This window comes from Paraburkholderia ultramafica, assembly GCF_902859915.1.
In the GTDB taxonomy this organism is placed as follows: Bacteria; Pseudomonadota; Gammaproteobacteria; order Burkholderiales; family Burkholderiaceae; genus Paraburkholderia; species Paraburkholderia ultramafica.
Genome location: NZ_CADIKK010000031.1, coordinates 33,725 through 57,317, shown reverse-complemented (window position 1 = coordinate 57,317; position 23,593 = coordinate 33,725). Strand labels below are relative to the sequence as shown.

Annotated in this window: 19 protein-coding genes and 3 pseudogenes; 14 read left to right on the top strand and 8 right to left on the bottom strand. The window is 65.0% G+C overall.

The features are described 5' to 3' along the window. Window positions 1–144 precede the first annotated feature (144 nt). The 3 genes and pseudogenes from HV744_RS27375 to HV744_RS38310 all read left to right on the top strand — a co-directional run bounded on the left by HV744_RS27375 (window position 145) and on the right by HV744_RS38310 (window position 1,661). A complete protein-coding gene (locus HV744_RS27375) occupies window positions 145–564 on the top strand; it encodes an organic hydroperoxide resistance protein (RefSeq protein WP_175152496.1) in 420 nt (139 codons plus the stop codon). 211 nt (window positions 565–775) lie between these two features. Continuing rightward, window positions 776–1,292: pseudogene (locus tag HV744_RS38315) on the top strand (deoxyribodipyrimidine photo-lyase); the annotation flags it as partial. Beyond that, on the top strand, window positions 1,278–1,661 hold the full coding sequence (locus HV744_RS38310) for a TspO/MBR family protein (RefSeq protein ID WP_343056468.1): 384 nt from the start codon (window positions 1,278–1,280) through the stop codon (window positions 1,659–1,661). The pseudogene HV744_RS38315 and the gene HV744_RS38310, both read left to right, overlap by 15 nt. A gap of 95 nt (window positions 1,662–1,756) precedes the next feature. Here the strand turns inward: HV744_RS38310 and HV744_RS27365 are convergent, their stop codons facing one another. Both HV744_RS27365 and HV744_RS27360 read right to left on the bottom strand, forming a co-directional pair. Then, a complete protein-coding gene (locus tag HV744_RS27365) occupies window positions 1,757–1,933 on the bottom strand; it encodes a DUF3563 family protein (protein WP_175152495.1) in 177 nt (58 codons plus the stop codon). A 108-nt stretch (window positions 1,934–2,041) separates the two neighbouring features. Next, window positions 2,042–3,238 carry an extracellular catalytic domain type 1 short-chain-length polyhydroxyalkanoate depolymerase gene (locus HV744_RS27360; RefSeq protein WP_175152494.1) on the bottom strand — a complete coding sequence of 399 codons (1,197 nt, stop codon included), beginning with the start codon at window positions 3,236–3,238 and terminating at the stop codon, window positions 2,042–2,044. Window positions 3,239–3,604: 366 nt separating this feature from the next. Between HV744_RS27360 and HV744_RS27355 the strand changes: the two genes are divergently transcribed. Together HV744_RS27355 and modB are read left to right on the top strand one after the other, a co-directional pair. Continuing rightward, complete coding sequence (locus tag HV744_RS27355; RefSeq protein WP_175152493.1) at window positions 3,605–4,306, top strand: phosphatase PAP2 family protein; 702 nt, start codon at window positions 3,605–3,607, stop codon at window positions 4,304–4,306. A 61-nt stretch (window positions 4,307–4,367) separates the two neighbouring features. Continuing rightward, window positions 4,368–5,024 (top strand): annotated as a pseudogene (gene modB / locus HV744_RS27350) (molybdate ABC transporter permease subunit). 89 nt (window positions 5,025–5,113) lie between these two features. Here the strand turns inward: modB and HV744_RS27345 are convergent. Further along, on the bottom strand, window positions 5,114–5,950 hold the full coding sequence (locus HV744_RS27345; RefSeq protein WP_175152492.1) for a TOBE domain-containing protein: 837 nt from the start codon (window positions 5,948–5,950) through the stop codon (window positions 5,114–5,116). A gap of 96 nt (window positions 5,951–6,046) precedes the next feature. Between HV744_RS27345 and HV744_RS27340 the strand changes: the two genes are divergently transcribed. Beyond that, window positions 6,047–6,223, top strand: coding sequence for a hypothetical protein (locus tag HV744_RS27340; RefSeq protein WP_175152454.1), 177 nt, complete (start codon window positions 6,047–6,049; stop codon window positions 6,221–6,223). Window positions 6,224–6,238: 15 nt separating this feature from the next. Here HV744_RS27340 and HV744_RS27335 read toward each other — a convergent pair whose 3' ends face one another. Beyond that, window positions 6,239–6,622, bottom strand: coding sequence for a tautomerase family protein (locus tag HV744_RS27335; RefSeq protein ID WP_175152491.1), 384 nt, complete (start codon window positions 6,620–6,622; stop codon window positions 6,239–6,241). 100 nt (window positions 6,623–6,722) lie between these two features. Between HV744_RS27335 and HV744_RS27330 the strand changes: the two genes are divergently transcribed. Then, complete coding sequence (locus HV744_RS27330) at window positions 6,723–7,574, top strand: LysR family transcriptional regulator (RefSeq protein ID WP_175152490.1); 852 nt, start codon at window positions 6,723–6,725, stop codon at window positions 7,572–7,574. A gap of 296 nt (window positions 7,575–7,870) precedes the next feature. Continuing rightward, window positions 7,871–8,272 (top strand): DUF2442 domain-containing protein, encoded by a 402-nt coding sequence (locus HV744_RS27325; protein ID WP_175152489.1) that lies wholly within the window; start codon window positions 7,871–7,873, stop codon window positions 8,270–8,272. 106 nt (window positions 8,273–8,378) lie between these two features. On the opposite strand, the gene HV744_RS27320 is transcribed toward HV744_RS27325, so the two are convergent. Further along, window positions 8,379–9,035, bottom strand: coding sequence for a hypothetical protein (locus HV744_RS27320; RefSeq protein ID WP_175152488.1), 657 nt, complete (start codon window positions 9,033–9,035; stop codon window positions 8,379–8,381). Between the two features lie 187 nt (window positions 9,036–9,222). Between HV744_RS27320 and HV744_RS27315 the strand changes: the two genes are divergently transcribed. After that, window positions 9,223–9,585 carry an MbcA/ParS/Xre antitoxin family protein gene (locus HV744_RS27315; RefSeq protein ID WP_343056466.1) on the top strand — a complete coding sequence of 121 codons (363 nt, stop codon included), beginning with the start codon at window positions 9,223–9,225 and terminating at the stop codon, window positions 9,583–9,585. After that, window positions 9,582–10,283 (top strand): RES family NAD+ phosphorylase, encoded by a 702-nt coding sequence (locus tag HV744_RS27310; RefSeq protein ID WP_175152486.1) that lies wholly within the window; start codon window positions 9,582–9,584, stop codon window positions 10,281–10,283. Before HV744_RS27315 ends, HV744_RS27310 begins: the two co-directional genes overlap by 4 nt. Before the next feature lie 34 nt (window positions 10,284–10,317). Here HV744_RS27310 and HV744_RS27305 read toward each other — a convergent pair whose 3' ends face one another. The 3 genes and pseudogenes from HV744_RS27305 to HV744_RS27295 all read right to left on the bottom strand — a co-directional run. Further along, a complete protein-coding gene (locus HV744_RS27305; RefSeq protein WP_246279216.1) occupies window positions 10,318–11,055 on the bottom strand; it encodes a metallophosphoesterase in 738 nt (245 codons plus the stop codon). A 146-nt stretch (window positions 11,056–11,201) separates the two neighbouring features. Beyond that, window positions 11,202–12,638, bottom strand: coding sequence for a cytochrome c (locus HV744_RS27300; protein ID WP_175152484.1), 1,437 nt, complete (start codon window positions 12,636–12,638; stop codon window positions 11,202–11,204). Window positions 12,639–12,658: 20 nt separating this feature from the next. Then, window positions 12,659–13,069 (bottom strand): annotated as a pseudogene (locus HV744_RS27295) (GMC oxidoreductase); the annotation flags it as partial. 181 nt (window positions 13,070–13,250) lie between these two features. Between HV744_RS27295 and HV744_RS27290 the strand changes: the two are divergent. The 4 genes from HV744_RS27290 (at window position 13,251) to glgB (ending at window position 23,477) form a co-directional block, all read left to right on the top strand. Continuing rightward, on the top strand, window positions 13,251–13,913 hold the full coding sequence (locus HV744_RS27290; RefSeq protein WP_175152483.1) for a DUF1345 domain-containing protein: 663 nt from the start codon (window positions 13,251–13,253) through the stop codon (window positions 13,911–13,913). Window positions 13,914–14,345: 432 nt separating this feature from the next. Further along, window positions 14,346–17,810: a maltotransferase domain-containing protein gene (locus HV744_RS27285; protein WP_175152482.1), complete on the top strand. Its 3,465-nt coding sequence runs from the start codon at window positions 14,346–14,348 to the stop codon at window positions 17,808–17,810. Then, the gene (treS, locus tag HV744_RS27280) at window positions 17,807–21,274 is read left to right on the top strand and encodes a maltose alpha-D-glucosyltransferase (RefSeq protein ID WP_175152481.1); all 3,468 of its coding nucleotides are present in this window, start codon (window positions 17,807–17,809) and stop codon (window positions 21,272–21,274) included. Before HV744_RS27285 ends, treS begins: the two co-directional genes overlap by 4 nt. Then, a complete protein-coding gene (gene glgB / locus HV744_RS27275) occupies window positions 21,267–23,477 on the top strand; it encodes a 1,4-alpha-glucan branching protein GlgB (protein ID WP_175152480.1) in 2,211 nt (736 codons plus the stop codon). Before treS ends, glgB begins: the two co-directional genes overlap by 8 nt. The last annotated feature ends 116 nt before the right edge of the window (window positions 23,478–23,593 follow it).

Below are 23,593 nucleotides of genomic sequence, written 5' to 3'. Positions count from 1 at the left end.
CGCCGATTCATAAATTAGTTTGCACACAAATGATTTGTGTACTATCTTAACGACATGCCGCTCCGATAGCCCTCCGCCAGAACGGCGGGCCAGCAAACAGCGGCAAACATGCAGATCCTGACAACCCAAACTAGGAGCAGCACCATGAACATCCTCTACAAAGCAAGCGCAACGAGTACCGGTGGCCGCGACGGCCGTGCTGTGTCGTCGGACAATGCGCTGGACGTCAAGCTCGCGGCGCCGCGTGAACTCGGCGGCAACGGTGCAGCCGGCACGAATCCGGAACAACTGTTCGCAGCCGGCTACTCGGCCTGTTTTCTGAGCGCGATGAAATTCGTCGCTGGCCAGAAAAAGCAGACTTTGCCGGCCGACACGCAAGTCACCGCCGAAGTGGGCATCGGTCCGAACGACAAAGGCGGCTTCGCACTCGATATCGATCTGCGCATCTCGCTGCCGGGTCTGCCGGCGGATACCGCCAAGGAACTGGTCGATGCCGCGCATCAGGTCTGCCCGTACTCGAACGCCACCCGCAACAACGTCGCGGTTCGTCTGCAAGTCGCGTAAGCGGCGGCGTCGATGAAGCGTCAATGAATCGTCGAAGCGGCGTGGCACCACCGCGCCGCCGCGAACTGCGCCCGCACCCTGCACAATAGGGGCGGGCATTGCTGCGTTTTGCGGACGGGGCAGGCAGTCTGCGCTATGATCCGTGCCGCCCGCTGCGGCTGCGGCCAGCAATAGCACATAGCGCGTCCCCTCGCTCTGACCGACGGTCCCGATGACACGCGTCCGACAACTGAACGACTCCTTCGACACCGGTCTGGTCTGGTTCCGCCGCGACCTGCGCAATGCGGACAACGCCGCCCTCTACTACGCGCTCAAGCATTGCGAGCGCGTCTGGTGCGCTTTCGTGTTCGATACGACAATCCTGCAGCCGCTCGTCGACGGTCTGGCAGACTCGTCATCCAGATACGCAGGCGCAGGACCGCCGCATCGAGTTCATTCTCGCGGCGCTGCGCGAACTGGATGACGCGTTGCGCGCGAACGGCGGCGGCCTGATCGTGCTGTACGGCAATCCGGCCGACCTCGTGCCCAAACTCGCCAACGAACTCCGCGTCGATGCGGTATTCGCGAATCACGATTACGAGCCGGTCGCGATCGAGCGCGACGAGTGCGTGCGTGAGCGTCTCGCCGAAGCCGGACGCCAGTGGCTGACGTTCAAGGACCAGGTGATTTTCGAGCGCGCCGAGGTGTTGACCGGCCAAAGCAAGCCGTTCACGGTGTTCACGCCGTTCGCAGGGCTGCAAAAGCCTGCGTTCAATCCGCCGAACTGGGTATTCCCGCCGGCCTGGACAGTGCTTTACGTGCTGATGGCGATTTCCGTCTGGCGCGTGTGGAAACGCGACGGCGCGAGTACGGCGATCGTCTTGTGGGTGGTTCAGTTGCTGTTCAACGCAGCGTGGATGTGGCTGTTTTTCGGCCTGCATCGACCAGCTTTAGCGCTGGCCGATATCGTGATCCTGCTGGTTTTGATCGTCGCGCTGACGTTTGTATTCTGGCGGCGGGACCGCTGGGCAGGGATACTGCTGGTGCCGTATGTCGCCTGGGTGGCGTTCGCCGCAGTGTTGAATTACACGCTGAGGCAATTGAATCCGGCTTTCTGAACGTGCGTCAGGATGGCTGAGCGTGGCTGACAGCTTGGGCGGCTAGCCCCGAACACCGGCGTTTCACTACGTGCCGATGCTTTAATTTGCTCAGCTTAGTGCTGGCTCATCCACGACGGTTGGCGGACGTTCACATCACGGTCCAGCTTGCGCATGCGGAACTCGAGATCGTACAGATCGGTAGCCTCGGCCAGATAGGCATCCGCGCGTTCTTTCGCGAGTTGGTCGGGCGATTTGGTCAAAAACAGGAACAGGCGGCTAAGCAGGTACATGGTCAACCTCGACAATGAGTTTTAGGAGTTAGCTCCTAAGGGATAACCCTTATTATAGGGAAAACCCTAGGATTGCGCCACTGCTCATTTCGAACTGTTGTTTCAACGTCACCGTCCGGCCGATGAGGCCGCTGTGACGGCACTTTCCGCGATCCGGCCGGTGCTTGTGCGGCGTTGATGCTTGAAAAATTCCCACACCATGGCGCTTGCGTCCGGGCCTTTGGCCGAATGGAACGGCACGGCGTCGTCGCCACCGCTCCAGGCGTGGGCGAGCCCTTGCACACGGCATAGCCGCACTACGCGCCGTCCGCCGCGCACGTAGTCGCGCGTCACCACGCCGCCCTTGCGGTCTTCGCGCACTTCGCCGGATTTGCGGGCGCCGTTCGCGTCGACGATCCGGTTCAGGCGAAGGAATTGCTCCGCCAGTTGGTCCGCATTGACCGGCGCGACCACGTGATCGGCATCGCCGTGGATGACAATCGCCGGCATGCCGGGGTAGTTGGCCACGTCGGTCATCTCGTCGGCGAGCGCGGCCGGCTCGCGGCGTGCGCCGCGGCGCATCACGTCCATCGCGGTAATGCCCGAGCGGGCCTCGCCGAAAGCGGGGCCGGAGTGCAGCGCGACTGCCGCGAAATGTTCCGGATGCTTGACCGCCAGCAGCGCCGTCAGGCCCGCACCGGCGGAAATCCCGGCGACATACACACGCTCGTCGTCGAACCCATGCTGCGCAACCAGCGCATCCACAAGGGAGACCACGGCGCGCGCCTCGGCCCCGCCGGCGCTTTCGCCAGCGTCGTACCAGTGCCAGCAGCGATGCGAATGCGCGTGTTTCGACTGCTCCGGATAAACCACGGCAAAGCCGAAGCGGTCCGCCAGCACGTTCATCCGCGTGCCTTCAGCGAATTCATCGATCGACTGGGTGCAACCGTGCAGCATCACGACCAGCGGCATCGCCTCGAGTGCATGGCCGGACGGGATATACAGACCGTATTGGAGATGATTGACGAGCCGCCCGGGAGCGACCGGCGCGGAATGGAACGAGCGCGTCCACGCGCCGCTCGCCCACGCCGACGCGCGCGGACGCACCCGCGACTCGCGTGGGGCGGCAAGCGGCGCGTCGCGCTTTGCGGGCACGCGCAGCGCAGCCACCGGCTTGACTGGACGAACCTTGGTCGACGGTTTGTCGGTAGCGGGCCGCGTCGGCCTCGCCGTGGTGCGTTTGGCGGTCTTTTGAGCGTGCTCGGTTTGAATTGCAAACAGTCGCTTCAGACCGCGTAGCCAGATTTTCGATAGACTTTTTGCCATCGGCGGATGACCTCGCAAAAAGGGACAGGGGCCGCTCGATAAAACCTCGAACGACGCATCGTTGTGCAATGCACAATAACATCAATCCTCATGCGATGCAGGAGGCCTGGGATGGCACCCAGGACCGAAATGTCCGCGCGGCGAACCTTGGGGCCGCCTTGGCGTCAAAGCGCTGCAATGCTTGTTCGCCACCTAACGTTTGGCGGCCAAAGGCGCCGCGCACGGTGAGACCGGGGTGCAACACCCGTCTATACTGGCGGTTAAATCATTTGATGTGCGGGCCTGCGCCGCGTCGGCGTTTCGCGCCGCTCGCGCGTTGATTTCTTTACCAACCCGATTCTACGCGGCCTGGGTCGCACTCCTGCCATGCCCGATTTACCTCTCCATCTGTGGTACTCGATCACCAGTCTCGGCGGGGCCGGCATGACGCTGCCGCTCGCGTTCGCGATTGCGCTGTGGCTGGCGCTCGGCTACACGTGGCGCATGGCGGCGGGCTGGCTGCTGCTGCTCGGCGCGGCCATCGGCGTGGTGACCGTGACCAAGCTGGCATTCCTCGGCTGGGGTTTCGGCGTGCGGGAGCTCGACTTCACCGGCGTCAGCGGCCACGCGATGCTGTCCACCGCGGTCTATCCGGTCGCCTTGTTCCTGATGCTGCTGCCCGCACGCCCTGCCGTTCGGCTGATCGGCGTCGTACTTGGGCTGGCCGCGGGTATTGCGGTGGGACTGTCGCGCGTCGTACTGAGCGCTCACTCGCCGTCTGAAGCCGTCACCGGCTGCCTGGTGGGCGCATTGGCCGCGCTGCTGTTCGTGCGCATCGCGTGGAATGCCGAGCCGGGCCGTTTGTCGGCAATGCCCGTCGCCGTTAGCATGCTGGTTCTTGCCGTGCTGATGCACGGCGTGCACGTGCCGACCCAGCGCTGGGTCACGCACATCGCGCTGAAAGTGTCCGGTCATGAAAGGCCGTTCATCCGCGCCAAATGGAAGGCGGTGCGCGATGTCCGCCCGGCGACGGCACCGCTGTCGCAAACGCTCAACACGCTCGCGCCGCCGCACGCGTCCCGCGTCTGAAACGCCGCCCTTCTGCTTCACAAAGCACCTCATGCGCGTGAATCAATCGCCGTCGTGAGTAATTCCGCTCCTGCTGTCGTTGAAAGTCGCGGGCTGGGCCACGGCGCTCAATCTGGTGTTCGGCGTCGCGGTGGGCTTCGGTTTGTCGCGCTGGCGCTCCGGCGTGCGGGACGTGATCGATTCGCTGCTGATGCTGCCGCTCCTGCTGCCGCCCACCGTGCTCGGCTACTACCTGATCGTGCTGCTCGGTCGACGCAGCGTGATCGGCGCGTGGCTCGACCGCTTCGATATCCAGTTGGTGTTCACCTGGCAGGGTGCGGTGATCGCGTCGACGGTCGTGGCCTTCCCGCTCGTGCTGAAATCGGCGCGCGCCGCGTGCGAATCCGTCGATCCGCAACTCGAGCGGGCGGCGCGCACGCTCGGCGTCAGCGAGACGGCAGTGTTCTTTCGCGTGACGCTGCCGCTCGCCGCGCGCGGCATTCTCGCCGGCGGGCTGCTGGCGTTCGCGCGCGCTCAGCGAATTCGGCGCGACGCTGATGATCGCGGGCAACCTGCCGGGTCGCATGCAAACGCTCTCGGTGGCGGTGTATTCAGCCGTGCCGGCCGGCGACGACAGCACCGCTATTTCCTCGTGCTCGTGACCTCGGTGACGTGTGTCGTGATCCCGTTGCTCGCGGGCCGTCTGGTGCCGCAGCACACGCTTTTGAGTTCACGCTGACATGCCGTTCGCCGGCTACGAACGCAGCATGCGTTGACTCAGGCGCGCGGCGCTGGCGTCCGCTTGCACCGCTTGCGTCTTCCTCGCGCTCAATCCTTCACGCCAAGAATCACGCTCGACGCCTTGAACGCCGCGACAGCGCTTGCGCCCTCCACGAGGCCCAGCGTATCGACGCTTTCATTGGTGACGACCGCCGTGATGACCGCGCCGCCGTCGAGCACCAGCGACACCTCGGCATTCACCGCGCCGCGCTTCACGCTCTGCACGGTGCCGCGCAACTGATTGCGCGCCGAGAGCCTGGGCGGCGTGCCGCTCGCGGCTTCGACGAGCAGCACGACCCACGACGCCTTGATCAACGCGAACGCCGCCACGCCGTCGGCCAGGCCGAGCGTCTCGGTGCTCTCATGCGTGAGCACGGCGACGATCGTGTGACCGCCCGGCAGCGCCAGCGAGACTTCGTCGTTGACGGTGCCGCGCGTGATCGCCGACACCGTGCCGTAGAACTGGTTGCGCGCGCTGGTCTTCACGCCGATGCGGCCAATCAGATCCCAATCCGTCGCGAAGCCTTCGATCGCCGCGCCCGCACGTTCGAGAAAACGCCGGTGCTCGCGTTCGACCGCGCGAAACGTTTCGATCAGCTTCACCGCGCGCGGCGTGAGCGTGGTGCCGCCACCGCCTTTGCCGCCGGTCAGGCGCACGACGAGCGGCTCGCCGGCGAGGTTGTTCATCGTGTCGACGGCGTCCCACGCGCCTTTGTAGCTCATGCCGACGGCCTTCGCCGCGCTGGTGATCGAGCCGGTTTCGCCGATCGCCGCGAGCAGCGCGATCCGCGACGCGCCGCCGAGCGTCCGCGCGCCGGCCTGAAACCAGACGGAGCCGCCGAGTTCGAGGGATTCGTGGGGAGGATCGGTGCGTTCGGGTGTCATGGCGGAGAGCGGTCGAAGGTCCAGGCAAGGACAGCGAATCATTATACCGACGCGCGCGTTGGCAACGATCCGCTCAGTGGCGCGCCAGCGAACGCGATGGCCGACATCAAGGAAGCGATCCGCCGCGTGTCGGATATCGTCGGCGAGATCGCAACGGCCTCCGAGGAACGGAACCACAGTATCCAGCAGGGCTCCGTTCACAGTTTCACGAATGGGCGAAACGAACAGCAGGCGGCACTGCCGCCTGCCTCGCGTGGAACTCGCCCGCCATGACGCGCGGCGCGGCCTTCAAACCGCGTACTGCGCAATCCCGTTGCCGAACGACCAGTTCTCCTTCTCCACCTCGACGAGACTAATGAACACATCTTCTCGACGCAGCCCCGGCGACTTCGCCAGTTCGTCCGCCATCCGCTTATACAACGTCTTCTTCTGGTCGAGCGTTCGTGTGTTGTTCAACGTGATCTGAATCAGCACGAGATCGTCGCTGCGCCCGACGTTCAGATACTGCCTGTCATAGACGAAATTGCCGGCCTCGTGCTCGGTGATCAGCATGAAGATGTCGTCCTTCGGCACGTTGAAGGTCTCCACCAGCGAGCGTTGGATGCTTTCCGTCAGCGCCTTCCGGTATTCGGAGGGCTTGCCGGCGCGCAATGCGATTCGGGTGAGCGGCATGATGAAACTCCTTGCTTGCGTTGATTGGGTAAACACAGCTTAGGCGGGCTCAGTCATAATAAACAGACATCATCGGCTATTTCATCTATATCCATTGAAAATGAAAGTCCTCGATCTCGATGCGGTGCGAGCGTTCGTTCTGGTCGCCGATCTGCACAGTTTCACGCGTGCGGCGGACGCGCTCGACACCACGCAATCGGCTGTCAGTCTGAAGCTCAAGCGGCTGGAAGCGCATCTGGGCAAGCAGTTGCTGGAGCGCACACCGCGCGTCGTGCGTCTTTCCGCCGACGGCAACGCGTTTCTCAGCGCCGCACGCGAGTTGTTGAACGCGCATGAGCGCGCGCTGGGTTCACTGTCGGTGGAGCGCCGGCGGCTCGTGCTGGGGCTCAGCGAGCACGTCGCGGGGCCCGATTTGCCGCTGCTGCTCGGCCGGCTCAATGCGCACGACCCCGGTCTGGTGGTCGAATTGCACATGGGGACATCGGCGGCGCTGCTCGCGCAATTCGACGAACGCCGGCTCGACGCGGCGATCGTCCGTTACGGCGCCGACGAACCGCCGCGCGACGACGCGCAAGTGCTGTTCAGCGAACCGCTCGGCTGGCTCGCGACGCCGGCGTGGCTGCCGAGGGTTGGCGAACCATTGGCGCTGGCACTGCTGAGTCCGCCGTGCAACGTACGCGACGTGGCGTTGCGCGCGCTGACGGAGGCGGGGGTTGCGTGGCAGGAGGTGTTCGTCGGCGGCGGCGTGGCGGCGGTCGGCGCAGCGGTGGCGGCAGGTCTGGCGGTATCGCCGCTGGCGCGCAGAGTGGCGCCGCGCGGCTTGCTCGACGTCGGCGCGCGGCTGGGTCTGCCGACGCTGCCGGAATCGCGCGTGACGCTGCATTCGCGGGTGCGGGATCCGCGGTCGGTGGAGACGTTGCGGTTGGTGGCGAATGGGTTGGCAAGCGCTTGAGGTATTCGGGCGCACCATCCCAATAACCCAAGCGGCTACGGTATATAATCGTGGCTATGCCCATCATTGCCCGAATCGACGGGCTGATCGTGGTGATCTACCCTCACGATCATGCACCGCCTCATGTTCATGTTCTCGGTCCGGATGGTGAGCTGATCTTTATCTTGAATTGTCCCAAGGGGCCCGGTGACACTCCGTGAGGTTCGAGGGTACTCAGAACGCGAAGCGCGTCGGCTGGCGAAACGTATTAACGAAATGGTGCCGTTCCTGTGCTCCGCCTGGAAAGGAATCCACTCATGAACAGCAGCGAAGAATGGCGGCTTGCGCAGCAACGTGGCGCCGAAACCGCCAAACGTCCCGCCGCGCGTAGCGCATGCTATAAATCGCGGACGAAACGCCTCGAAATCACGCTGACCAACGGCATTTCGCTGCTGGTGCCAGTCGCCTATATCGAGGGTTTGCACAACGCTGCGCCAGCGGATCTGCGCGAGATCCAGATTTTCGGCCTCGGTTCGGCGCTTGTGTTTCCGGCGCTCGACGTGGTGGTATCGGTCCACGGCCTGATCGACGGCGTATTCGGCTCCAAAGCGTGGATGCGCGATATCGGCCGCAGCGGCGGCAGCGTCAAATCGGAGGCGAAGTCGGCGGCTGCACGCGAGAACGGCAAGAAAGGCGGTCGACCGCGCAAAGTCGCGTGACGCCGCACGGAAACAGCGGGAGGCGGCAAACGCGTCGAGCTTGGCCGCACGGCGTTGGGGCCGCCCGGCGGCAAACCCAGACGCAAACGCGCGGCGTGAGTCGGGATCAGTGGATGATCGGCGGCAGCGAACCGCTGCTGGCGGTCGCCGGATTGGTGGCTGCGTCCGCCGGGCCCGCGCTAACGTTTGCGGACATGGCCGGCGCACTCATGTGGGACACAGCCGGTTTCGCCGCGCCGTTTTTCGCCGCGACCTTGACCACATGAGGATGAGCCGTGCGGCTTTGAACCAGGTTGGCGTGCACGACCTTACCCTGACCCGGCTTCGCCTGCGCGAGCTGTGCGTGCGACTTTCCGGCCTGCACCGTCACGACAGCTTTCTCCTTGGGCTTGCCCGCGGCCGGTAGCCTGGCGCCGCTCTTCGCCGTCCCCTTGGCCGCCACCTTCTTCACGCTGCCATGCGCCGCCCGCTTGTCGCCGTGCCCCGCTCCGGCTGCCGAAGCCACTTGCGGCGCCGCGTGCTGGACGCTCGCCATGTGCTTTGAACCGGCTTTTGCCTTTGACCCAGCCTTCGAGGCGACTTTCGAACCGGCCTTCAAACCGCCACCCGCCTTAACCCTGGCCGCACCCTGCTTGTTCTTCGGCGGCTTCGCGGCATGCCCGCTCGCCTCGGGCGGATTCCAGACTTCCGTATAACCCGCAGCCATCGCTGCGTCCGACACACACCACATGGCAAGCGCCGCTGCTACTGCTCGAACCCACATCTCCTGCTTCTCCTGATCTTCGACTGCATGACGAGCCGGGATTATATTCTCTTGCAAAAATCCATATTTAGACTAATATTAATTTTAAGTACATATAGGGACTTACCCGCTCATGGCCCACGCTGCCCGCCTCAACTCGCCCGAGGAGCCGATTCGCCGGCCCATTTCGGAACCCACGCTCACGCAAATGACCGCGGCGGGTCTGCGCGCGTTCTTCAACATTGCGCGCGACTGGGACCTGAACGCCGACGAGCAGATCGTGCTGCTCGGCTCGCCGGGCCGCTCTACGTTCTTCAAATGGAAGCAGGCGCCTGAAACGGCCCGTCTCGGGCGCGACACGCTCGAGCGCCTGTCGCTGCTGCTCGGCATCTACAAGGCGTTGCAAATCCTGCTGCCGCAACCGAGCGCCGCCGACGCCTGGGTCAAACGCCCCAACAGCGCGCCGCCGTTCGGCGGCCGCCGCGCGCTGGACCGCATGCTGGCGGGCAATATCAGCGACCTCGTGGCCGTGCGCCAGTATCTTGACGCGATGCGAGGCGGCTGGGCGTGACACAACCGCATTGGCAGGACCGCTGGCCCACCGCGCCGCTCGACTGGTCGCCCGCGTATCGTGTGATTCCGACGCGCTTTCCCGCCGTGAATCTGTTCGACCGGGTCGCCTCCCCTGAAGATTTCGACGCGCTGTACGCGCTCGAAGCGATGACCAACGACCGGCTGCGCACCGAAATCGGCGAGCTCGATCTGGTGCCGCGCGAAGAGCGCCGCTTCGGCCCGGGCTACGGACCGATCATGGCCGCGTTGACGCATCTGAATCCGCTCGGCAGCCGCTTCTCCGACGGCACCTACGGCGTGTTCTATTGCGCGCGCTCGCGCGCCACCGCGATTGCCGAAACGCGTTATCACACGGGAAAATTTCTCGAAGCAACCGCCGAGCCGCCGATGCGCCAGCAGATGCGTCTCTACACAGTGGCGGCGCAAGGCAACGTGGTCGACCTGCGCAACGACGCTTCGCTCGATCTCTCCGTGCTGTCGCCGGACGATTATCTGGCCGGGCAGTCGCTCGGCCGCACGGTGCGCGAAGCGGGTGCGCCGGGCGTCGTCTATCCGTCGGTGCGGGATGCCGAAGGCGAATGCCTCGCCGCGTTCCGGACCACGCTGCTGCGCGACTGCCATCACGCGGCGTATCTGGAATACAACTGGAACGGTACGAGCGTGGATATGGTGTTCGAACTCAGCCAGGTCGGCTGATGAACGGGCCAGACAGTCCCGGCGGCGCACGCGCTCAGGGCAAAGCCAGCGCCGCCGCCCCTTCGGCGCGCGCTTCGTCGACCGAGATCGACCAGCGCAGCAATGCCTGAGGCTGCACGATCGTCAGCTTGCCGCCCGGCCCGAATGCGCCGGTGTCGATGAACACCTGCGAACCGATCTGCTTGATGTCACGCATCGGCGTATGGCCGCAATAGGTCAGCGAAAGTCCGCGTTGCCGCGCCGGATCGCCGTTGCCCAATGCCAGGTCGCGTCCCCAAAGCAATTGCTGGCGGGTCTCGGCGGAAAAATTCCCCGCGTCGAGATCGGCGTCCGTGCCGAAAAATTCGGCATGCAGAATATTGAAGCGCTCTTTTCCGCTGCCGACCACCCGCACGAGCGGCAGCATCCGCAGATGTTCCGCGTAGTGTTGCAAGCGTTCGTCGGGCAGACCCATCGCCCACGTGCCGCCGATTCCATACCACCACTGAGGCCGCAAACGCCCATCGGCGACAGCGCACAGCGTGTCTTCGTGATTGCCGAGCACGGCGAAGAACCACGGCTTGTCGAGCAGCGCCAGAGCCTGCTCGGAATGTTCGCCGCGATCGACCAGATCGCCGACCGAAAAGAGCCGGTCGCGCGCCGGGTCGAACGCGATCATGCGCAGCAGATAGCGCAATGCGTCGACGCAGCCGTGCAGATCGCCGACCACGAAGTCGCGGCCGCTCGCATTGGCTGCATGATGCTGGACGGAGTTGACGAGTACGGAAGCCATATACTCATGATAATGCTGCATCCGCGAGCGCGTATGCGCGGTGCCGATCGTATTCTGGCGAATGAGAAAGCAAAAATGACGCAAAACAACGCAAAAACGGCATGTTTCCGGGATGCCTTGCCGGAAACACGCGGCCTTTGCGGTCATTATTGCCACGGGCGTAGCTGCGTGCGCAGCTTGGCGACTTGCTCGACCGTCACGCTCGACTGCGGATTGCCGAACTGTCTGGTGACATAGTTGGTGATCGCGGCCACCTGGTCGTTGGTGAGCTGGTTGCCGAATGCGGGCATCAGCACGTCCGCATGCGTCGTCGTGCGACTGACGCCGTGCAGGATCACCATCGCCAGATTGTTGGCATCGCTCGCGCCGACCGTCGAATTGTGGATCAGCGACGGATACGCCCCCGGCGCGCTCGCCCCCACACCCTGGCCCGTCCAGCTATGGCAGGTCGCGCAATTGGCCACGAAGAGCTGCGCGCCGTTCACTCCGCTGATCGTGGTGCCACGCAGCGCGGTGACGTCGGCGGCGGGACTGCCCCATTGGTGGCGTGGGCGCGTTTCGCCGCCGCTGATCGGCGGCACCGAGCGCAGATAGGTGACGATCGAGCGCAGATCGACCGGCGTCAGATACTGCGTGCTGTCGGCCACCACTTCGCCCATCGGGCCGGCGGCATTGGCGCGGCCCGCCGCTGCGCCGGTCGCCAGATACGCGACCAGTTCGTCATTGCGCCAGTCGCCCACACCGCTAATCTTGTCCGGCGTGATGTTGAACGCATGCCAGCCGGCCTGCACCGCACCGGAGAAGCGCGAGCTTGACTTCAGGCCCTGCATGAAATTGCGCGGCGTGTGGCACTCGTCGCAATGGGCGAGGCCTTGCACCAGATATGCGCCGCGATTCCACTCGGCGCTGTGCTTCGGATCGGGAACGAAGCGGCCTTCGGTGAAATTGAACAGGTTCCAGAACGCCATCAGCCAACGCTGGTTGAACGGGAATGTCAGGTTATTGGCCGGCGGCGTGTAGTGGATCGGCGTGAGCGTGTTCAGATACGCACGAATGGCCAGCACGTCCTGCTCGGTGACTCGCGTGTACTCCGCATACGGGAACGCCGGGTAAAGCCGCTCGCCGCCTTTGCCGATGCCTTCGTGCATCGCACGCAGAAAGTCGGCGTCGCTCCATCGGCCGATGCCGGTGGCCGGGTCAGGTGTGATGTTCGGCGTCACGATAGTGCCGAACGGCGTGTCGATCGGCAGGCCGCCCGCGAACGGACGCGACTTGTCCGCCGTGTGGCAGGCCGCGCAATCACCGGCGCGCGTCAGGTATTCGCCGCGCTTGACCAGATCGTTGCCGGTCACCGCGGCCGGCGTCGCCGCGGCATTGGCCGGCTGCGATGCGGCGTCGGCGCGGGCCCGCGTGATCGGCAATTCGTCTTCGGGGCGCGCTTCGGGTCCGTGCGCCTCATGCCAGGCGACGTACAGCGCGAACAGCGAAAACGCCGCCGCCAGCGTCGCGCCCCTGAAGCGGCGGTGGCGCGCACGCTGAACGAGCGCCTCTTCCGGCGGCACGCGAGAGGTGTTCTTCGTCATTGTGACTCTCCGCTCAGGGCTCAGATTTCGCGCTTGAGCTTGTCGGCCAGTTTCAGCGACAAGGCCGCGATCGTCAGCGTGCAATTCACCGAGGCGGCGGTCGGCATCACGCCGCTGCTGGCAATGAACAGATTCGAGTGATTGTGCGTGCGGCAGTCCGCATCCACGACCGAATCCGCCGGATCGCTGCCCATGATCGTGGTGCCCATGATGTGACTGTTGGGCGCGAAGCTGTCGTCGAACGAGACCTCGGTGCCGCCGAACAGCGCCGCGATCTGCGCATACAGTTCGTGCGTATTGGCGGCGCTCTTCTTCACGTAGTCGTTGATCGAGTAGTAGATCTCGGGCTGCGGGATGCCGAGCGCGTCCTTGTGATCCGCCGACGGCACGACGCGATTGCCTGGCTCCGCCAGATGCTCGTGGAAGCTGTGATAAGCGCACACGACGTGGCGCTCACTGCGAGGCAGGCCTGCTGGCTGCCAGTTGCCTTTCAACTGAAAGCGGCGCGCAAGGCCGCTGCGAAAGACTATAGCCTGTGACCGACTCATTCGACAAATGGTCGCCGAAGCGCGAGTAGAATCCGCGACACCGGCGGCCCTCACTTCCGATTCCATGCTCATAAAATACTATCCGCAGGTTCTTCGCAATCGGCCACGCACGGTGATCGGCCTCGTCATCGGCATCGTGGTCGCGCTGGTGGTGCCCGCGCATACGAGCCCGATGGGACGCGCGCTGATCGGCTGGGACGCCGCCGTCTGGAGCTACCTGTTGATGATCTGGGTGCACATGGCCGCCGCCGACGAACATCGGGTCCGCGAATACGCCGTGCGCGACGATGAAAACGCGGGCGTCGTGCTGTTCGTGCTCTGTCTTGCGACCATCGCAAGCGTTGCCGCGATCGTGCTAGAGCTTGCGTCGGCGAAAGGGACAGCCGGCGCGTCGAGCGCATGGCACTACCTGCTGACCGGTCTCACGCTGATTGGCGCATGGTTTCTGATTCCGACCATTTTCACGCTGCACTACGCACGGCTCTACTACGATACCGATGCGAAAGAGACCGCACTGTTATTTCCCGATCACAAGCTCGAACCGAACTACTGGGACTTCATGTATTTCTCGTTCACCATCGCGGTGGCTTCGCAAACGTCCGACGTGGTGCTGCGCTCGCGTTCGATTCGCCGCGCCGCGCTCGCGCAATCGATTCTGTCGTTCTACTTCAATGTGGCCGTGCTGGGCTTGTGCGTGAATATTGCCGCGGGCCTGCTTGGGTCGTAACGCTGCTGACACAATCCAACCCGCCGCAACTTCGTCTCTGGCGGTCATCGCGCCGCCTGTCACGCGCCGCGTGTAAAACCCCCACGATGCCCGCCGGTTTTACACGCGGGGCGTGCGCCACCGCGCTTGGTCCCTCTCCAGCCTCCCGGCGCGCCGTCCTTCAGGGCGCGCGCCCTTCGATCGATCCGCTCCAGGCCCAACTGGCACACCGTTTGCTGCACCCTGCGGATAGTTCTGACCAGCCTCATGCGAACGGCGCCTGGCGTCAAAGCACCCTCGACTGGCCAGCGGCGTGACGATCTTTGCACTACATTGACCAGTACGCGCCCTCGCTGATGAATCGCGCGGTATCCGGCTCTGGAAGCCCAATGAGCGCTGTGATCGCATGCGAACTGCATCCACACCACAGCAGGACCAATCTGGAAACGACCGATGGAATCTCCAAACGGATATGCGCCGCGGATTTACTATTTCCATTCACTCCTGGTCGGGCCGCTCGATGCGTGGCCTGCGCAGTTCGCTCATGCGGCCGCGCTGGGCTTCGATCACGCGCTGATCGGCAGCCTGTTCGAGCCCGGGCGAGCTGGCCACGGACAGGTGGTCGGCAACCACGCCCGGCTGCATCCGGTGTTCGAGGCGAGGCAGCCGCCCCCCGAAGCGATCCGCACGCTCGCGAACGCCGCCCGTCAACACGGCCTGACCTTGCTGGTCGATCTGGTGATCGACCGGATGGCCGCCGATGGCGCGCTATACGCCGAACATGCCGGCTGGTTCCATCCATTGGAGTCGGCAGAGGCGCGGCTCGATCCACGTCATGTGCATCGCGAGGACAACGTCGCGTATGCCAATTTCAACGACCCCAGCAGCGGCGCCGCGCTGGCCGGCTGGTGGACGCAGCAGTTGCTGGCGCTGGCCGATGCCGGCGTCGGCGGCTTCCGGTTCGATTCGCCGCATCGCGTGCCGACCGCCGTCTGGCGGCAACTCGGCGACGCGGTGCGCGCCAGGCACCCCGACGTGCGTTTCCTCGCCGCGACGCCCGGCCTCGCCCGCGACGATCTGCTCGGCCTCGCAGGCGCGGGCTTTGACAGCGTGTTTTCGTCGGTGCGCTGGTGGGACTTCCGTTCGAGCTGGATGGCCGAGGAGCACGCCGCGCTCGCGCACATCGGCGCGCCGGTCGCCTTCCCCGAAGCGCCGTACGGCACGCGTCTCGCCGCCGAGTTGAGCGACGTCCACGACGCTGCCATCGTCGAACGGGCTTACCGGCGCGCGCTGTTCACGTCGGCCGCGCTCGGCACCGGCTGGATGATGCCGATGGGCTTCGAATACGGCATCACGGAGCCGATGTCGCAAACGCGCGGCGACGCCTCGCAGTTCGCCGTCGCGGCCCAGGCGAAGAAATTCGATCTCACCGAACGGATCGCGCACGCCAACGAACTCGCGCGCCATAGCAAGACGCTGCACGCCAATGGTGAGTTACGCCCGCTGAGCGGGCCCGGCGCACCCGCGGCGGTGTTGCTGCGCGCCGATCACCCGGACCTGCGCGAAGCCGCCGAAGCAATCCTGATCGTCATCAATCCCGAACTCGGCGCGCCGCTGCGCGTCGATCCGGCGCGCTTCCTCGCGAGCGCGCCGGGCAACTTCACGCGCTTCGTGCCGCTCGATGCGCCAAGCCAGGCCGCGCCCGCCGGCTTGACGCCATTCACGCTCGCCCCCGGCGCCGTGCGCCTGTTCCGCGCGGCGGCGGAGCAGCCGATTCGTCTCGCGCCGCCCATCGACAAGGCGAGCGGCAAACGCAGCGGCCACAAGAGCGTGCTCGAAGCGATCGAAGCGCCGCGCGTGGCAATCGAAAACGTCATGCCCTCGGTCGACAACGGCCGCTTCCCGGCCAAGCGGTCGGTAGGCGAGCGCGCCGAAATCAGCGCTGCGATCTTCGCCGAAGGTCACGACAAGATCGCCGCCGCGGTCCTCTGGCGCGCCGCTGACGAAACCGCCTGGCACGAAGTGCCGATGACCCCGGCGCAGCCCGCCGGCCTCGACATCTGGAGCGCGCGCATTCCGCTCGAACGGCTGGGCCGCCACGAGTTCACCGTGATCGCGTGGCGCGACGACTTTGCGTCGCTGGTCGAGCACATCCAGAAGAAGCTGAAGGCGGGCCAAACCATCGAGATCGAACTCGACGAAGCCGCGCATCTGTTCGCGCTGGTGCTCGCCGAAGTGGAAACGGCGGACGGCGCGGTGACCGAGCCGCTCGAACACATCGTCAAGCTCTTCACGAAGGCCGATGCCGAAACGAAGCTCGCGCTGATTCTCGCGCCGACCACCGCGCAGGCGATGACCGCCGCGCGCCACCGGCCCTTCCTAAGCCGCGACCCGGTGCTCTACAGGATCGACGCGGACCGCACCGCCGCGCGCTTCGCGAGCTGGTACGAGATCTTCCCGCGTTCGATGAGCGACGACGAAGCGCGTCACGGCACCTTCGCCGACGTGACGACGAAGCTGCCGCGCATCCGCGACATGGGTTTCGACGTGCTGTATTTCCCGCCGATTCATCCGATCGGTCTCGCGAATCGCAAAGGCCGCAACAACACGCTGACCGCGCAGCCAGGCGATGTCGGCAGTCCGTATGCGATCGGCGGGGCCGAAGGCGGACACACAGCCGTGCATCCGCAACTGGGCACGCTCGACGACTTCAAGGCGATGCTCGCCGCCGCGCACGCGCACGGCCTCGAAATCGCGCTCGACTTCGCGATCCAGTGCTCGCCGGATCACCCGTGGCTCAAGGAGCATCCGACGTGGTTCGCCTGGCGTCCGGACGGCACCTTGCGTTACGCGGAGAATCCGCCGAAAAAATACCAGGACATCGTCAACCCCGACTTCTACGCGCACGATGCCAAGCCCGACCTGTGGCTCGCGCTGCGCGACGTGATCCTGTTCTGGATCGACGCGGGCGTGCACATTTTCCGCGTCGACAATCCGCACACCAAGCCGCTGCCGTTCTGGGAATGGATGATCGCCGACGTGCGCGCGCGCTATCCCGACACGATCTTCCTCGCCGAAGCGTTCACGCGTCCGCGCATGATGAACCGGCTCGGCAAGATCGGCTTCTCGCAGTCGTACACGTATTTCACGTGGCGCGAGTCGAAGCACGATTTCATCGAGTACCTGACCGAACTCACCCAAACCGGCGCGCGTGACTTCTACCGGCCGAACTTCTTCGTCAATACGCCGGACATCAACCCTCGCCATCTGCAATCGCAGGGACGCACGGGCTTTCTGATTCGCGCGGCGCTCGCGTCGACGCTGGCGGGTTCGTGGGGCGTGTACAGCGGTTTCGAACTCTGCGAGGCCGCCGCGCTGCCCAACAGCGAGGAATATCTCGACTCCGAAAAGTATCAGCTGCGCGCGTGGGACTGGCACCGGCCCGGCAACATCGTCGGCGAGATCACGGCCTTGAACCGGATTCGCCGTGCGAACCCGGCGCTGCAAACGCATCTCGGCCTGACCTTCCTGAGTGCGCACAACGACCACATCCTGCTGTTCGAGAAAGCGACCGAGGCGCGCGACAATGTGATCGTCGTCGCGATCAACCTCGACCCGTTCAACGAACAGGGCGCGGATATCGAATTATCGTGGGACACTTTCCAACGCTGGCATCTGCACGATCATGGCGCGCTGGAAGTCACCGATCAGATGACCGGCGCGCGCTTCGAATGGCACGGCCGCTGGCAGCACGTGCAACTCGGCTCGGGGCAGCCGTTCTCGATCTGGCGCATCGCGCCGCTCGGCGGCCTGCCCGCCGAGCGCCCGGATGACGCGGACAGCATCTCTGACAGCGATTCCGACCGTGCCCATCATGCAGACGCCTTCAACCCAACCTTTACGGAAGGTGCGACATGAAGCGTGACGATCCAGCCCAAACCACGCCACAGGCGCATACCGACGCAGCCACGGGCAGCGCGGCCAAAGCACGCTCGCATCGGCGCGGCAAGCCGGCGGCCCTGAGCGACGATCCGCTCTGGTACAAAGACGCCATCATCTATCAGGTGCATATCAAGTCGTTCTTCGATGCGAACAACGACGGCGTCGGCGACTTCCCCGGCCTGATCGCGAAGCTCGACTACATCGCCGAACTCGGCGTGAATGCGATCTGGCTGCTGCCGTTCTATCCGTCGCCCCGCCGCGACGACGGCTATGACATCGCCGACTACCGCAGCGTGCATCCCGACTACGGCCAGATCGCGGACGTGAAGCGCTTCATTCAGGAAGCGCACGCGCGCGGCATCCGCGTGATTACCGAACTGGTGATCAACCACACGTCCGATCAGCACCCGTGGTTTCAGCGCGCGCGCCGCGCGAAGCCGGGTTCGAACCACCGCAACTACTACGTGTGGTCCGATACCGATCAGAAGTACCAGGAAACGCGCATCATCTTCATCGACTCCGAGCCGTCGAACTGGACCCACGATCCGGTTGCGGGCGCCTATTACTGGCACCGCTTCTACTCGCACCAGCCCGATCTGAACTTCGACAATCCGGCGGTGCTGAAAGCGGTGCTGCAGGTGATGCGCTTCTGGCTCGACATGGGCATCGACGGGCTGCGGCTCGACGCGGTGCCGTATCTGGTCGAACGTGAAGGCACCAACAACGAGAACCTGCCGGAAACGCATGCGGTGCTGAAGAAGATCCGCGCGACCATCGACGCCGAGTATCCGAACCGGATGCTGCTCGCCGAAGCGAACCAGTGGCCGGAAGACGTGAAGGAATATTTCGGCGAAGAAGACGAATGCCACATGGCGTTCCACTTCCCGCTGATGCCGCGCATTTACATGTCGATCGCGAGCGAAGACCGCTTTCCAATCACCGACATCATGCGGCAAACGCCGGACCTCGCCGAGTCGAACCAGTGGGCGATTTTCCTGCGTAATCACGACGAACTGACGCTCGAGATGGTCACCGATTCCGAACGCGACTACCTGTGGAATACCTATGCGAGCGACCGCCGCGCGCGGCTCAATCTCGGCATTCGCCGCCGCCTCGCGCCGCTGATGGAGCGCGACCGCCGCCGCATCGAGTTGATCAATTCGCTGCTGCTGTCGATGCCCGGCACGCCCGTGATCTACTACGGCGACGAACTCGGCATGGGCGACAACATCCACCTCGGCGACCGCGACGGCGTGCGCACGCCGATGCAGTGGTCGTCGGACCGCAATGGCGGTTTCTCGCGCGCCGATCCCGAACAGCTGGTGCTGCCGCCGGTGATGGGTTCGCTGTACGGCTTCGACGCGGTCAACGTCGAAGCGCAAAGCCGCGATCCGCATTCGCTGCTGAACTGGACCCGGCGCATGCTCGCCACGCGGCGCGCGAAGCAGACCTTCGGGCGCGGCACGATCCGCTTTCTGAAGCCGGAGAACCGCAAGATTCTCGCGTATCTGCGCGAGACGCCGGGCGAGCCGCCGATCCTCTGCGTGGCGAATCTGTCGCGCGCGCCGCAAGCGGTCGAACTCGATCTGTCCGAGTTCAACGGTTCTGTGCCGATCGAAATGACCGCCGATTCCGTGTTCCCCGCGATCGGCCAACTGACTTATCTGCTGACGTTTCCGCCGTACGGCTTCCTGTGGTTCATGCTGTGTGAGGGCAGTCAGCGTCCGACGTGGGCGCAGGCGCATTCGGAGCCGCTGCCGGAATTCGTCACGATCGTGATCCGCGAAGGCCAGGTCGGCCCGACGCCGGAGAACGTGCGTCTGCTCGAATCGGAAGTGCTGCCTTCGTGGCTGAGCCGGCGCCGCTGGTTCGCGTCGAAGGATCAGAAGATGCACGCGGTGCGGCTCGCCGCGTTGACCACGATTCCGAACGGTGGCTTCGCGTTCACCGAAATCGAAGCGGACGTGGGCAACCACACCGAACGCTACGTGGTGCCGATCGCGATCACGTGGGGCGGCGAAACCACCACGCCGCTGTTCATGCAGCTCGCGTTGGCGCGCGTGCGGCGCGGCCGCAACGTCGGGCATCTGACGGACGCGTTCTCGCTGCCGATCTTCGCCCACAACGTAGTGCGCAAGCTGCGCGAACGCGCGGTGGTGCCGACCGTGCAGAAGAGCGAAATCAAATTCCTGCCGACCGAACGTTTCGCCGAACTGGACAACCTCGGCGACCGGCCGGAGATTCGCTGGCTCGCGGCCGAGCAGAGCAACAGCTCGCTGATCATCGCCGATGCCGCGGTGCTGAAGCTGGTGCGCCGGCTCGTCAGCGGCATTCATCCGGAAGCGGAGATCAGCCGCTATCTGACCCAGCTCGGCTATGCGAACACCGCGCCGCTGTATGGCGAAGTGGTGCGCGTCGATCCAGAAGGCGTGCCGCATACGCTCGCGATCCTGCAGGGCTATATCGACAACCAGGGCGATGCGTGGAACTGGTCGCTCGACTATCTGCGCCGCTCGGTGGACGAGCTCGCGATCGCCGTCGATACGGAAGCGCCGTCGGCGCCGGACCGCGACAACGAAGCGATTCTGATGGAAGGCTACAGCGAGTTGGCCGGCATCATCGGCAGGCGGCTCGGCGAGTTGCACGTGGCGCTCGCGTCGCCGACCGACGACCCGGCGTTCGCGCCGCAACCGGCCAGCGCCAAACAGGTGAAGGCATGGGTCGACGGCACGCAGAAGATGCTCGCCAGCGCGCTCGATCTGCTCGCGCCGCGCATCGAACAGATGAGCGATCCGGAAACCCAGGCCCTGGCGCAAAGCCTGATCGACCGTCGCGCCGGACTCGTCGCGGCCGTCGACAAGCTGGTCACCACCGACGTGGGCGCATTGCGCATCCGCATTCACGGCGACTTCCACCTCGGCCAGGTGCTGGTCGCGCAGGGCGACGCCTATCTGATCGATTTCGAAGGCGAGCCGGCGCGTTCGCTCGAAGAGCGTCGTCAGAAGTCGAGTCCGCTGCGCGACGTGGCCGGTCTGATGCGTTCGTTGTCGTATGCCAGCGCAGCTGCGCAATCCACGATGGAAAGCGCGCCGCAGCAAACCGCCGATCGCAAGCGTGCGTTATTCGACCGGTTCCGCGCGCATGCCACCGGCGCCTTCCTCGCCGAGTACCGCGCAGCGGTCGCGGATGCGCCGACCCCGCTGGTGGCCCCCGAGGCCGAACAGGCGTTACTCGATCTGTTCCTGATCGAGAAGGCCGCTTACGAGATCCGCTACGAAGCGGCCAACCGTCCGACGTGGCTCAGCTTGCCGGTGCGCGGGCTCGCCTCGCTCACCAGCCGTCTGCTCGGCGATACCGGCACGCCCGTCCATCAGGATTCATCCACCCAGGCGCCAGGTGCCGCCACCCCGCCTAATCCGGCCGAGGGCGACTATGAGTGAGCATGATCCGGCCGCAGGCCTCCACCCACTCGATATCGACGCGCTCGTCGAAGCGCGCCACCCCGATCCGTTCTCGCAGCTCGGGCTGCATCGCACGGACGCGGGCCCGGTGGTGCGCGCGCTGTTGCCGAACGCCGCGCAGGTCACCGTGATCGCGCGCGCCGACGGCGCCACGCTCGGTGCGCTCGAACCGTTGCGGCCAGGGCTGTTTGTCGGCCGCGTCACGACGGCGGCGCCGTACCGCTTGCGGATCGACTGGCACGGCGTGGTGCAGGAAATCGAGGACACCTATTCGTTCGGCCCCGTGCTCGGCGACGAGCCGTTGGGCCGCCTCGCCAACGGCGACCCGTACGCGGTGCTCGAATGCCTCGGCGCGCGGCCGATGGAAGTGGACGGCGTGCCCGGCGTGCGCTTCGCCGTATGGGCGCCGAATGCGCGGCGCGTGTCGGTGGTCGGCGACTTCAACGCGTGGGACGGCCGCCGTCATCCGATGCGGCTGCGCCATCAGGCCGGCGTGTGGGAACTGTTCGTGCCCCGCGTCGGCGCGGGCACACGCTACAAATACGAGCTGCTGTCGCGCGACGGTCATCCGCTGCCGCTGAAGGCCGATCCGTGCGCAATGCAGACGGAAAAGCCGCCGGGCACCGCGTCGGTGGTCGCGCATGTCGACGAGGTCGAGCAGTTTCCGTGGACCGATCACGACTGGATTCAATCGCGCGCCGACAAACAGACCGCGCGCGCGCCGATCTCGATCTACGAAGTGCACGCGGAATCGTGGCTGCGCATCGCCGAAGAAGGTCAGCGCGGCCTCGACTGGGAAGAGCTCGCCGAGCGGCTTGTTCCGTACGCGAAGAGCATGGGCTTCACGCACATCGAGTTCATGCCGATCGCGGAGCACCCGTTCGGCGGCTCGTGGGGCTATCAGCCGCTCGGGCAGTTCGCGCCGTCGGCGCGCTTCGGCAGGCCCGAGCAGTTCGCGCGCTTCGTCGACAAGGCGCACGGAGCCGGACTCGGCGTGATTCTCGACTGGGTGCCCGCGCACTTTCCGAACGACGCGCACGGCCTGGTCGACTTCGACGGCACGCCGCTCTACGAGCACGCCGATCCGCGCGAAGGCTATCACCAGGACTGGAACACGATGATCTACAACCTCGGCCGCAACGAGGTGAGTGCGTTCCTGGTCGCGTCGGGCCTCGCGTGGCTGAAGCGCTATCACGTCGACGGTTTGCGCGTCGATGCGGTCGCGTCGATGCTGTATCGCGACTACTCGCGCGCCGCCGGCGAGTGGGTGCCGAACATTTACGGCGGCCGCGAGAACCTCGAAGCGATTGCGTTCCTGAAGCGCCTGAATCATGAAGTCGGCTATGTGCCGGGCGTGCCCGGCGCGATCACGATTGCCGAGGAATCGACCGCGTGGCCGGGCGTGACGGCGCGCGTCGAAGACGGCGGCCTCGGCTTCCAGTTCAAGTGGAACATGGGCTGGATGCACGACACGCTGCACTACATGCAGGAAGACCCGGTCTATCGCCGATACCATCATCACAACATGACGTTCGGCATGGTGTACGCGTACTCGGAGCGCTTCGTGCTGCCGCTTTCGCACGACGAAGTGGTGCACGGCAAAGGCTCGCTGCTCGGCAAGATGCCGGGCGACCCGTGGCAGAAGTTCGCCAACCTGCGTGCGTACTTCGGTTTCATGTGGACGCATCCGGGCAAGAAGCTGCTGTTCATGGGCGGCGAATTCGGCCAGATGGCGGAGTTCGATCACGACACGTCGCCGCATTGGCATCTGCTCGACGACGCGAACCACCACGGCGTGCAGATGCTGGTGCGCGACCTGAACCATCTGTACGGCAAGGAGCCCGCGCTGTATCGGCTCGACAGCGAGCCGGGCGGCTTCGGCTGGCTGATCGGCGACGACAGCTCCAACAGCGTGTTCGCCTATCGGCGCACCGACGGCGCCGGCCAGGAACTCGTGGTGGTCTGCAACCTGACGCCGGTGCCGCGCGTCGGCTATCGCATCGGCATGCCGCGCAGCGGACGCTGGGCGGAAGTGCTGAATACGGATGCCGGCGTGTACGGCGGCTCGAACATGGGCAATGGAGGGCTGATTCATACCGACGCAATCTCGAGCCACGGTTGGCCGCATTCCGCTTCACTGGTATTGCCGCCGCTCGCGACGATCGTGTTGCGCGCAGAGTGATTGACGTGCTGTAACGCGAGCGCGCGGCCTGCGGGGTCTCCGCGTGGGCTCTGCGTGCACTTTAGGCCGCGCGCTCGCTGCATGAAGACCCAAGCTGGCGTTTATAAATCAGAACA